Genomic DNA, 11,879 nt, shown 5'->3' on the forward strand with positions numbered 1-11,879 from the left:
CGGGCACGGCGAACCCTCGCGGCGGGCGCCGCGCCCCATTCAGCCAATCCCGCAATCCGTGCTCAGCTCTGGCCGTTGATCCAGGTGCCCCGCACCTGCAGCGCCTCGTCCAGTACCACCAGGTCGGCGCGGAAGCCCGGCGCGATTCGCCCCAGTTCGCCGCCCAGGCCAAGGAACTCGGCCGGGTAGGTCGAGGCCATGCGGCAGGCTTCCTCCAGCGGGAGACCCAGCCGCTCGACCGTATTGCGGACCGCGCCGGCCATGTCCAGCGCCGAGCCGGCGAGGGTGCCGTCGGCGGTGGTGCACTTGCCGTCGCGGCAGGTCATGGTCACGCCGTAGAGCTCGAAGTCCTCGCGCTCGCCACCGACCGGTGGCATCGCGTCGGTCACCAGCATCATCTTTCCGGGCGGTCGCGCCGCGATCGCCACCCGCAGTGCGGCGTCGTGGACGTGGTAGCCATCCACGATCAGGCCGCACCAGGTGTACTTGTTCTCGAGTGCGGCGCCGACCCCGCCGGGTTCGCGACTGTTCATCGGCGTCATCGCGTTGAACAGGTGGGTGACGCCGCGGATGCCGGCGCTGAAGCCGTCGCGCATCTGTTCGTAGGTGGCGGCGGTATGACCGGCGCAGAGGATCAGGCGCCGCGCGGCCAACTCGCGCAGCGTGTCGGCAGAGAAGCGCTCCGGCGCCAGGGTCAGCATCGTGCGGCCGTTGCCGAGCGAGGCGACCAGGTCGAGTTCGTCCTGGTCCGGAGTGTGGAACTTGGCCGGGTCGTGCACGCCCTTGCGCGCGGCATTGAGGTACGGGCCTTCGAGGTGGATGCCGAGGATGCCCGGCACGCCCTGCGCGATCGCCTCGCGAGTGGCCGCGATGGCGCGCGCCATCACCTCGGTGTCGTCGCTGATCAGCGTCGGCATCATGCCGGTGGTGCCGTACTTGCGGTGCGCGCTGGCAATGGTGCGCAGGCCCGCCACGGTCGGCTCGTCGTTGAACAGCACGTCGCCGCCACCGTTGACCTGGGTGTCGATGAATCCCGGCACCAGGTAGCCGCCGGCGAGATCCACGACCGTTGCGCCCTTGGGCGCCTGGCCGGGCAGCACGGCGACGATGTGGCCGTCTTCCACGATCACGCAGACGTCGGTCTCGAAGCCGTGGTCGGTGAGGACGTGGCCGTTGTGGAAGGCAGTGGTGGTGGTCATCGCGTCACACCGTCTCGGTGACCTTGTTGAGGTGCGGCGGCACGTCGGGGTTGTGCCCGCGCGCCACGGCCAGTGCATTGACCGCCTTGTAGAAGCTCTGCACCGCCAGCAGCGGCGTGCAGGCCGGATGCGGCGAGGCCGGCATCGGCAGGGCATCGTCGCGATGCTCGCCCGGACGTGCCAGCCAGACCGGTGCGCCGCGCTTGTGGAACTCCTCCACCACCGCCACGGTGCCGGCGCCGGTGTCGTCATCCTGGGCAAACGCCAGCACCGGGAAGCCGGGGCCAACGATCGCCATCGGGCCGTGCTTGACCTCGGCCGAGGAGAACGCCTCGGCGTGCAGGCCGCAGGTTTCCTTGAACTTCAGCGCCGCTTCCTGGGCCGCGCCGAGGCCGAGGCCGCGACCGACCACGAACAGGTTGTGCGCATCCTTCAGGCCTTCGACCAGCGGCGACCAGTCCTGCGCCCAGGCGGCGCGAAGGGCCGCCGGCAGTTCTTCGGTGGCCTTGAGCAGCGCGGCGTCGCCGCTCCAGCGTGCGGTCAGCTGCAGCAGCGCGGCCAGCGAGGACAGGTAGCTCTTGGTCGCCGCGACGCTGGTTTCCGGGCCGGCGCGCAGCGGGATCACGGTGTCGGCGATCTTCGCCAGCGGCGAGTCCTCGACATTGACCAGGGCCACGACGAGCGCGCCGGCGGCCTTGGCGATCTCGGCATTGCGGACCAGGTCCGGGCTCTTGCCCGACTGCGAGATCGCCACGAACAGCGCGCCTTCCATGTGCGGCTGGATGGCATAGACCGAGCCGACCGAGGGCGAGGCCGAAGCGGTGATCAGGCCGAGCGTGGTCTCGAACAGGTACTTGCCGTAGGTGGCGGCGTGGTCGGAGCTGCCGCGTGCGCAGGTGACGATGAAACGCGGCGGATCCTGCTTCAGCCGGGCGACAAGTGCGTCGATGATGCTGGCATTGGCGGCAAACTGGCCGGCAACGACGTCAGCGGTCTGCTGCGCTTCGGCGTACATCCTGGTCGCGGTGGGGGCGATCATGCGGTGGTCCTGGAGAAGAAAAAACCGCCACTTCCGACTGCGCGGGAATGGCGGGTGGAGAGAGGGGTCGGGTCGCCGGCGCTCATTCGCTCTGCAACTCGGCAACGAAATCGTAAGCATCGCCGCGGTAGAACGAACGCGTGTATTCAACGATGCGGCCGTCATCAAGGAAGGTGCGGCGCTCGATGAAAAGGCCGGGGCTGCCCTCGGCCAGGTTCATCAGCCGCGCCTGCTCGGCGTCGAAGGCGATCGCGCGCAAGCGCTGCAGCGCACGGGTCGGGCGCAGGCCGAGCTTGGTGAAAGCCTCGTACAGCGAGTTCTCGACCAGGCTCGGGTCGGCCAGTACCGACTGCGGAACGACGGTGCGTTCGAGCGCCAGCACGATGTCGTCGGCGATGCGCAGGCGGTAATAGCGAACGACCTGGGCGCCCGGCGACAGGTTCAGCGCCATCGCCTCGTCGGGCGTGACCTCGCCGACGCTGCGCTCGAGGAAGCGCGAGGTCGGGTCCAGGCCACGCGCGCGCAGGTCGTCGGTGAAGCTGGTGAGCTTGGAGAAGGATTTGACGATGCGCTCGGCGACGAAGGTGCCGGCGCCCTGGCGCTGCATCAGCAGGCCATCGCCGACCAGGCCGGCAATGGCCTTGCGCACGGTGACCCGCGACAGGTCGAGCAGCTTGCTCAGCTCGCGCTCGCTCGGCAGGGCCTGGCCGGCGGTCAGTTCGCCGTTCTCGATGGCGTGCTGCAGGGTCCGGCGCAGGTGCTGGTAGGCCGGCGCGCGTCGCGCATCGGCCTGGCGGCTGAACTCGTTGACGAGATAGTCCTGCATGGACAAAAGATACCAGTGAGATACCAATGACGGCAACCCGCCCCCGAATACGTATTCAGGACTCGACTAAAGTCGGGGGTTTGCGGACCTGGTATTTGACTGGTATCGTCACTGGTATGGTTCTGGTCTGGTTCTCTTTGACAACCCCCACCCCCTCCGCGCGGAGCGTCCCGTGAGCCCCTCCATCGCGCCGATGGCGCCCTTCGATCTGATCATCTTCGGCGGCACGGGCGACCTGGCCCTGCGCAAGCTGCTGCCGGCCCTGTTCCACCGCTATGTCGACGGCCAGATCGTCGCCGGCACCCGGATCCTCGGTCTCGCCCGCGACACCCTCGGCGACGAGGCCTACCGCGAACGCGTCCGCGAGGCTCTGCAGAAGACCCTCGCCGACGACCCGCGTTCGCCGGCGGCACTGGAACCGTTCCTGGAGATGCTCGGCTATCGCCGCATCGACCTCAGCGCCGACACCGGCTGGGCGGAACTGGCGGGCGAGCTGTCCGACGAGTCGCGGGTCCGCGTGTTCTACCTCGCCGTCGGCCCGGACCTGTTCGGCAGCGTCGGCGCCCGCCTGCAGGCGCATGGCCTGACCGGTGCCAACACCCGCGTGGTGGTGGAAAAGCCGATCGGCCACGACCGCGCCAGCGCGGTGGCCATCAACGATGCACTCGGCAAGGTCTTCGACGAATCGCAGATCTATCGAATCGACCATTACCTCGGCAAGGAAACGGTGCAGAACCTTATCGCGCTGCGATTCGGCAATGCCCTGTTCGAGCCGTTGTGGAAGGCCGAGCACATCGACCACGTGCAGATCACCGTGGCCGAGACCGTCGGCCTGGAGCGTCGAGCCAGCTACTACGACAAGTCCGGCGCGCTGCGCGACATGGTCCAGAACCACATCCTGCAGCTGCTGTGCCTGGTGGCGATGGAACCGCCGTCGTCGCTTGCCGCCGATGCGATCCGCGACGAGAAGCTGAAGGTGTTGCGCTCGCTGAGCCCGATCGAGAACGGCGCGACTTCGCAGCTGACGGTGCGTGGCCAGTACCGTGCCGGCGCCGTCGAAGGCCGTCCGGTGCCGGGCTACCTCGAAGAGCTGGGCCGCAACGATTCGCGCACCGAAACCTTCGTCGCCCTCAAGGCCGAAGTGCGCAACTGGCGCTGGGCCGGCGTGCCGTTCTACCTGCGCACCGGCAAGCGCCTGACCGATCGCATGTCGGAGATCGTGGTCACCTTCCGCCAGGTGCCGCACTCGATCTTCGGCGAGCTGGCCGAACCGATCTACCCGAACCAGCTGGTGATCCGCCTGCAGCCCGACGAGGGCGTGAAGCTGTGGCTGATGAACAAGGTGCCCGGCCCGGGTGGTCTGCGCCTGCGTCGCGTGCCGATGGACCTGAGCTTCGCCGAGACTTTCGGCGGCCGCCAGCCGGAAGCCTACGAGCGCCTGCTGATGGACGTCGTGCGCGGCAACCCGATGCTGTTCATGCGCCGCGACGAAGTCGAAGCGGCGTGGGCCTGGATAGATCCGATCCGCGCCGCGTGGGAGGCCAGCGCCGACGCGCCCAAGGCCTATACCGCCGGCAGTTGGGGCCCGAGTGCGGCAGTAGCGCTGATCGAGCGCGACGGAAGGACCTGGCATGAAGACGCTGTCTGACCCTCTGAAAGCCGCACCGCCATCCGGCGCGCAGGCTCAACGAATCCATGCGGAGCGATTCACCGTGCTGACCCCGGATCCCCTGCCGCTGCGCGAGCACCTCTTCGATGACCGTGCCGATCTCGCCGTGGCGCTGGCCGAGGCGGTCGCCGCCGACCTGCGCGCGGCCATCGCCCGACGCGGCCATGCCCGCCTGGCGGTATCCGGCGGCACCACGCCGCGCGCTTTCCTGATCGAGCTGTCGAAGCAGACGCTGGACTGGGCGCACGTCACCGTGGTGCCGGTCGACGATCGCTGGGTTGCGCCCGACCACCCGCGCTCCAACGAGCGCCTGCTGCGCGAGACGCTGTTCCAGGGCGACGCCACGCAGGCACAACTGCTGCCGCTGCGACGCCCGACCGAAACCCCGGAAAGCGCATTGCTGCCGGTGCTGACGCAGGTCGCCAACGAGGCGTTGCCGCTCGACGTGGTGGTGCTGGGCATGGGCGAGGACGGTCACGTCGCATCGCTGTTCCCGGATCTGCAGCGACGCGACATCGGCCTCCAGCCCACCGGCCGTGCGCCGGTGCTGGCGGTTCGCAGCGCCTCGGCGCCGGAGCCGCGGATCACGCTGACGCTGAGCGCGATCTTCACCGCGCCGTCGCTGTACCTGCATATCGAAGGCGCGAAGAAGCGTGGCGTGCTGGATGGCGCCGCATGCGATCCGCGTTCGAAGCTGCCGATCCGTTCGGTGCTTTCCGGTGCGCCGGTGGTGCCGATGCTGTTCTGGAGTCCTTGAAAGGACTGACCCCGGGAATCGAAGTCCATGTCTGCCCTGCACCCCGTAGTTGCCGAAGTCACCCAACGTATCGTCGAGCGCAGCCGCGATCGCCGCGCCGCCTACCTGGCGCGCATCGATGCCGCCGCCGGGCGCGGACCGCATCGCGCCACGCTGTCGTGCGGCAATCTCGCCCACGGTTTCGCCGCGTGCTCCGCCAGCGACAAGGCCGCATTGCGCAGCGGCCAGGCGCCGAACCTGGGCATCGTCAACGCCTACAACGACATGCTCTCGGCGCACCAGCCGCTGGAGCGGTTTCCCTTCCTGCTCAAGCAGGCAGCGCGCAGCGTCGGTGCGACCGCGCAGGTTGCCGGCGGCGTGCCGGCGATGTGCGACGGCGTCACCCAGGGCCGCGCCGGCATGGAGCTGTCGCTGTTCTCGCGCGAAGTGATCGCGCTGTCCACAGCGGTGTCGCTCTCGCACGACATGTTCGACGCCGCGCTGTACCTGGGCGTGTGCGACAAGATCGTGCCGGGCCTGCTGATCGGCGCATTGAGCTTCGGCCACCTGCCGGCGATCTTCGTCCCGGCCGGGCCGATGACCTCGGGCCTGCCCAACGATGAGAAGTCGCGCGTGCGCCAGCGCTATGCCGTCGGCGAAGCCACGCGAGAGGAACTGCTCGAGGCGGAAGCGCAGAGCTACCACGGCGCCGGCACCTGCACCTTCTACGGCACCGCCAACTCCAACCAGATGCTGATGGAGCTGATGGGCCTGCACCTGCCCGGCGCCAGCTTCATCAACCCGGACAACCCGCTGCGCGATGCGCTGACCGCGCAGGCCGCGCGCCGCGCCGCGCAGATCACCGCGCTCGGCGACGACTATCGCCCGGTCGGCCGCATCATCGACGAGCGCGCCATCGTCAACGGCGTCGTCGGCCTGCACGCGACCGGCGGCTCGACCAACCACCTGCTGCACCTCATCGCGATTGCCGCGGCGGCCGGCATCGAGCTGCGCCTGGAAGACTTCGATGCGTTGTCCTCGGTGGTGCCGCTGCTGGCGCGCGTGTATCCCAACGGCAGCGCCGACGTGAACCATTTCCACGCCGCTGGCGGGCTTGCCTTCCTGATCGGCGAGCTGCTCGATGCCGGGCTTGCGCACGGCGACGTCGAAACCATTGCCGGCCCCGGCCTGGCGCGCTATCGCGTCGAAGCCAGGCTGGCGCCGGACCAGCAGGTCGAATACGTGCCGGCGACCGGACGCAGCGGCGATCCCACGGTCCTGCGTCCGGTTGCCGACCCGTTCCGTGCCGACGGCGGCTTGCGCGTGCTGCATGGCCCGCTCGGCACGGCCGCGATCAAGGTCTCGGCGGTTCCGGAGGATCGCTGGGTCGTCGAAGCGCCGTGTCGCGTCTTCTCCGAACAGGGCCAAGTCAAGCACGCATTCGAGCGCGGCGAACTCGACCGCGACGTGGTCGTCGTGGTGCGCTTCCAGGGGCCGCGTGCGAACGGCATGCCGGAGCTGCATCAGCTCACGCCGACGCTCGCCGTGTTGCAGAAGCGCGGCCACCGCGTTGCACTGGTAACGGACGGGCGCATGTCCGGCGCGTCGGGCCAAGTGCCTGCGGCGATCCATGTCAGCCCCGAGGCGGCGTGTGGTGGCGACATCGGCCTACTGCGCGATGGCGACGTGGTTCGCGTCGACGCGCGCAACGGCAAGCTCGAAGTACTGGTGGCGGCGGACGAATGGAAGCTGCGCGAGCACGCCAGCGCCGATCTGTCGTCCAGCCATGTCGGCATGGGGCGCGAGCTGTTTGCGGTGTTCCGCAATGCGGCGGCGACGGCTGACCTGGGTGGCGGGATCTTCGGCGTTGCCTGAGCAAAGACACTGGGGAGCGCCGCTTGAAAGAGCCGGCCTTCGCGGGAACGACGATGAATTCATACCTGGAGAACTCATAGATGGGTCTGCTTGAATCCGTACTGCACGTAGCCCCGGTCATGCCGGTGGTGGTGATCGAGGACGCCCGCCACGCCGTGTCAATGGCGCGCGCGCTGGTCGCCGGCGGTATCCCCGCGATCGAGATCACGCTGCGCACGCGCGCGGCACTCGATGCAGTGCGCGCGATCGCCAACGAAGTGGAAGGCGCGATCGTCGGCGTCGGCACGGTGCGCAAGCCGCAGGACCTGCTCGATGCGCAACAGGCCGGCGCGCGCTTCGCCGTCTCGCCGGGCTCGACGCCGGACCTGATCGCCGCGGCCAAGGATTCGCCGCTGCCGTGGCTGCCGGGTGCGGCCACCGCGAGCGAGGCGATGACGCTCTCCGAGCACGGCTTCATCTTCCAGAAATTCTTCCCGGCCGAAGCCGCAGGCGGCGCCGCGGCGCTGCGTTCGCTGCACGGCCCGTTGCCGGAGATCCGCTTCTGCGCGACCGGCGGCATCGGCGCGCACAACGCCCGCGATTACCTCGCCACGCCGAATGTCGCCTGCGTCGGCGGCTCGTGGATCACGCCGTCGCGTCTGGTGGCGGCTGAAGAATGGGGCGCGATCGAAGCGCTGGCCCGCGCGGCGACGCTGCTGCGCGCCTGAGCCGCGAAAGCAAAGCGTGAAGGGCGCGCACACAGAGTCCGTCCTAGCATCGCCCCACCGTCGAAGCGTGGGGCCGTGCCATGAAGCATTCCTTGTCGGGCGTCCGACTGTCCGCATTGCTCGTCGCAGTCGCCCTGTCGCTGGCGCTGCCCGCCTGCAAGCCCGAAACGCCGCCGGCAACACCTACGGCTGAGCAGCCCGCGGCAGCAGGCCAGGCCGATCAGGCCACCGAAGCCCGCGCCATCGCCAAGGACGCCTACATCTGGGGCTTCCCGATCGTGGAAAGCTACAAGTCGATGTACGCGCAGGCCATCGACGCCAAGGGTCCCGACTTCCACGCGCCGTTCAACCAGATCGGAAGCGCCGCCAGCGTCGCGACGCCCAAGGACACGGCGATCATCACGCCGAACTCGGACACGCCTTACTCGTTCCTGTGGATGGACCTGCGTGCCGAACCGGTGGTGATCACGATCCCGGCACTGGGCGGGAAGCGCTACTTCTCGGTCCAGCTGATCGACATGTACACCCACAACTTCGCCTACATCAACAAGGCGCTGACGCAGGGCAAAGCCGGCAAGTACCTGATCGCCGGTCCCGACTGGAAGGGTGAGACGCCCAAGGGAATCGACAAGGTATTCCCGGCCGAGACGCAGTTCGCCTATGCCCTGTTCCGCACGCAGCTGTTCGCACCGGACGACCTGGCCAACGTGAAGAAGCTGCAAGCCCAGTACACGGCCCAGCCGCTCAGCCAGTTCCTCGGCACGCCGGCACCGGCATCGGCGCCGAAGATCGAATTCCCGGCATACGACGCGGCCAAGGCCAACAGCCTGGGCTTCTTCGGCTACCTCAACTTCCTGCTGCAGTTCATGCCGCCCAATCCGGCCGACGCCGACGCGCGCAAGCGGTTCGAAACGATCGGCGTCGCCCCGGGCCAACCGTTCGACGAAGCGGCGCTGTCGCCGCAGACGCGCCAGGCCCTCCTCGACGGTATCGCCGATGCCGACAAGGACCTGCAGGAGTTCACCGCCACCAGGATCAACACCGAGCAGGTATCCAGCGCCGATCTGTTCGGCACGCGCGACTTCCTCAAGGGCAACAGCCTCTACCGCTTTGCCGGCGCCAAGCTCGGCATCTACGGCAACTCCGGCTCGGAAGCCGATTACCTGAGCTATTTCGTCGACGCCAAGGGCGCACCGCTGGATGCCTCCAGGCACGATTACACGCTGCACTTCGGCAAGGATGCCCTGCCGCCGACCAATGCCTTCTGGTCGATCACCATGTACGACGGCAAGAGCAAGCTGCTGATCGACAATCCGATCAACCGTTACCTGATCAACTCGCCGATGCTGCCCAGGCTCAAGCGCGATGCCGACGGCGGCCTGACGCTGTACCTGCAGCACGCCTCTCCCGGCAAGGACAAGGAAGCCAACTGGCTGCCGGCGCCGAACGGGCCGTTCTACGCGATCCTGCGCAACTACAGCCCGGCACCGGCGGTGGTCGATCGCAGCTGGAAGAAACCGCCGCTGGAAGTGACGCGCTGACGGCAGCCGTCCATTCAAAAGCACGGAAGGGAGCCATCGGGCTCCCTTCCTGCTTTCGACAGCCGTTGCCGCAAACACTACTTGAGCTCGATCACCACCGTCTTGACCGCGGTCTTGCCGGAGTTGGTGGTGTCGTGCGTGACCGGGCCGCTCCAGATCGCTTCGCCGGGCTTGCGGGTCATGGTCTTGGACTCGCCATTGGTGACCTGCGTCGCCGTGCCGCCGGTGACGAAATAGACGACGTTGTCGCCGTGGGAGTGCAAGCCGGTGCTGGCGCCGGGTGGCATGTTCAGTTCCAGCACGCGCACCTTCTCGTTGTCGAGCAGGACCTTGACGTTCTTGCCTGCGGTCGTGGCCATGTCCTGCGCGCAGGCGACCGAAGCAAACAAACTTGCGCACGCGAATCCGACCAGGCACATGGCCGGCACGATGATGGCTTTCATGAGGGAGTCTCCGTGGCTCACCGCGAGCGCGAAGATCCGATCTCAGGGCATGCCTGCACGCATGGACGCAACCGGAGTGGTCACTCGCAGTTCGGGGTGCCGGCCTGGTCAACCCGTCCACCCCGGGGCCGGTAACCGGGCGGACCGCGATGCGCGGCACCGTCCTTCGATGCCGGAACCGGGGATTTCCCGTCGCTGGATGCGCGGGCTGCAGATCGGGCCGGTCGAGACCAATAACGCCGGCCGGTGGCGGACAAGGCCATGGGTTACCTGGCCCCGACGGGGAGCGGACGCAGCGTCTGGAAGAACAGCAGGGGCTTGTCCCCGCTCTCGCCCGAATGCAGCGTGACGACGCGCCCATCGGCGGGGCCGCGGATGCGATTGCTGCGCGGGATCAGCCGCCGATGCCCGATTCCTCGACCGTCTCGGCTTCGGCGTCGACGAAGCGTTGCAGCGTCAGATGCTCCAGGCGCAGGCGCTGCACCACCATGGAGAACGCCATCACCGACAGCACCCGCTGCGGGTCGCGCGCCCACGGTGGCAGGTAGCGCGGCGGCACGATCAGGCCGTTGTTGCGGTAGGGCTCCAGCACCACCGTGTCGGCGACGGTCACGCGTCCGCAGAACAGCAGCGGCAGCAGTTCGCCGCGGCCTTCGTGCAGGGCCTTGCAGATGAAGGCGTAGATCCGCAGCACGCCTTCCAGGTAGGCGCCGTCCTTGGTGAAGCAGACCAGGCCGCGCACATTGCCGCCGCGGAAGATGCGTGCCGCGCTGCGGTAACTCTCGACATCGCTCTGCCCGGCATCGAGGAAGCCGCGGAAGACCTCGATGAAATCGGCGCCCTTGAGCGCCTGTTCGACCATCACCACGCGCAGCGCGACGCGGCGCAGCCGCGCGATATCGATCGCACCGGTGATGATCTCGGAGAACGTCGCCAGCCCTTCCTGGGCACGGGTGGTTCGCGGTGCGCCGCAACCCAGCGATGTCAGGTAGGGCTGGTGCTTGCCGTTGAGCGCGGTCAACGTGTGGATGAAGGCTTCGTGCTGGATCAGCTGTTCCAGGTCGCGCTCGGAAAACATCGCCGTCGCCCGCAGCGTCACCCGCTTGCTGCCGGCGGTGGCCTTGGAGGCCAGGTTCGGATCGAGCACGACCTCGACCTTGTCGTGGGTGAAGAACGGATCGATGCGCTCGCGCAGGCGCCGGGCGAACTCCGGCGCCTCGATGTCGACCGGTATCTCCGGCAGCAGGCGGTCGTTGATCAGCTCGTCGGTTACGCGCAGCAACTCGCGGGCTACGTCGGCATTGGTCGATTCCTGGTTCGGATAGAGATGGTCGGGGCGGCCGTAGAGCAGGGCCGAGCAACGGGTGTACTCGGGCGTGCCGATCGCGCCGAGCATCTGCGCGGCGACGCGATAGCTCCAGGCCGACTTGTACAGCCACATGCCCAGCGGATGGCCGCGGTCGATGCGGCCGAGCAGGTCGTCGAGGCCTTCGATTTCCGCTTCCATCGGCTGCGGCTGCGTGGTCGGTTCCGGCAATTCGGGACGGCCGACCCGCCAGCCGGCCAAGAAGCGATCCTCCAGCTCCATCGGCCAGTCGATGGCCTTGAGCACGCGGATGCCGCGGCCGAGTTTGACCAGGGTGCGGTCCTGCTCGAACAGCGGGACCAGCGCCGGATCCTTCAAGGCATCGGGCGCAGGCGGGGCGGTGGGCAGGGCCGACATGCGAAGCTCCCCTCGGGCGAGGAATCGTGGCCGCAGCAGCCTGCGCGATGGCGCGATAAAGGCAGGTGATGGCCGACGCTTGAGCGAGCGCAAATGGATCCCGGCTTTCGCCGGGATGACG

The 11,879-nt window shown here is 68.2% G+C and carries 10 protein-coding genes; 5 read left to right on the top strand and 5 right to left on the bottom strand.

Going from position 1 to position 11,879, the window contains the following annotated elements; genetic code table 11:
* Positions 1 to 62: 62 nt before the first annotated feature.
* The 3 genes from nagA to HIV01_RS14235 form a co-directional block, all read right to left on the bottom strand.
* Positions 63 to 1,199, bottom strand: coding sequence for an N-acetylglucosamine-6-phosphate deacetylase (nagA, locus tag HIV01_RS14225; RefSeq protein WP_200608139.1), 1,137 nt, complete (start codon positions 1,197 to 1,199; stop codon positions 63 to 65).
* Positions 1,200 to 1,203: 4 nt separating this feature from the next.
* Positions 1,204 to 2,238, bottom strand: a complete 1,035-nt coding sequence (locus HIV01_RS14230; protein ID WP_200608140.1) for an SIS domain-containing protein — start codon at positions 2,236 to 2,238, stop codon at positions 1,204 to 1,206.
* Between the two features lie 82 nt (positions 2,239 to 2,320).
* On the bottom strand, positions 2,321 to 3,064 hold the full coding sequence (locus tag HIV01_RS14235) for a GntR family transcriptional regulator (RefSeq protein WP_200608142.1): 744 nt from the start codon (positions 3,062 to 3,064) through the stop codon (positions 2,321 to 2,323).
* A gap of 172 nt (positions 3,065 to 3,236) precedes the next feature.
* Between HIV01_RS14235 and zwf the strand changes: the two genes are divergently transcribed.
* From zwf to HIV01_RS14260, 5 genes are all read left to right on the top strand, one after another.
* A complete protein-coding gene (gene zwf / locus HIV01_RS14240) occupies positions 3,237 to 4,712 on the top strand; it encodes a glucose-6-phosphate dehydrogenase (protein WP_425600235.1) in 1,476 nt (491 codons plus the stop codon).
* Positions 4,696 to 5,490, top strand: coding sequence for a 6-phosphogluconolactonase (gene pgl / locus HIV01_RS14245; RefSeq protein ID WP_200608143.1), 795 nt, complete (start codon positions 4,696 to 4,698; stop codon positions 5,488 to 5,490). The genes zwf and pgl overlap by 17 nt, the downstream gene beginning before the upstream one ends.
* Before the next feature lie 27 nt (positions 5,491 to 5,517).
* The gene (gene edd / locus HIV01_RS14250) at positions 5,518 to 7,344 is read left to right on the top strand and encodes a phosphogluconate dehydratase (RefSeq protein WP_200608145.1); all 1,827 of its coding nucleotides are present in this window, start codon (positions 5,518 to 5,520) and stop codon (positions 7,342 to 7,344) included.
* An 80-nt stretch (positions 7,345 to 7,424) separates the two neighbouring features.
* A complete protein-coding gene (gene eda, locus HIV01_RS14255) occupies positions 7,425 to 8,051 on the top strand; it encodes a bifunctional 4-hydroxy-2-oxoglutarate aldolase/2-dehydro-3-deoxy-phosphogluconate aldolase (protein WP_200608147.1) in 627 nt (208 codons plus the stop codon).
* A gap of 80 nt (positions 8,052 to 8,131) precedes the next feature.
* The gene (locus tag HIV01_RS14260; protein WP_200608149.1) at positions 8,132 to 9,592 is read left to right on the top strand and encodes a DUF1254 domain-containing protein; all 1,461 of its coding nucleotides are present in this window, start codon (positions 8,132 to 8,134) and stop codon (positions 9,590 to 9,592) included.
* Between the two features lie 77 nt (positions 9,593 to 9,669).
* Here the strand turns inward: HIV01_RS14260 and HIV01_RS14265 are convergent, their stop codons facing one another.
* Complete coding sequence (locus tag HIV01_RS14265) at positions 9,670 to 10,035, bottom strand: cupin domain-containing protein (RefSeq protein ID WP_200608151.1); 366 nt, start codon at positions 10,033 to 10,035, stop codon at positions 9,670 to 9,672.
* A gap of 394 nt (positions 10,036 to 10,429) precedes the next feature.
* The gene (locus HIV01_RS14270) at positions 10,430 to 11,758 is read right to left on the bottom strand and encodes a peptidase MATCAP family protein (RefSeq protein ID WP_200608153.1); all 1,329 of its coding nucleotides are present in this window, start codon (positions 11,756 to 11,758) and stop codon (positions 10,430 to 10,432) included.
* Positions 11,759 to 11,879: the final 121 nt, after the last annotated feature.

It is taken from the genome of Lysobacter arenosi (assembly GCF_016613475.2).
GTDB classification, from domain to species: domain Bacteria; phylum Pseudomonadota; class Gammaproteobacteria; order Xanthomonadales; family Xanthomonadaceae; genus Lysobacter_J; species Lysobacter_J arenosi.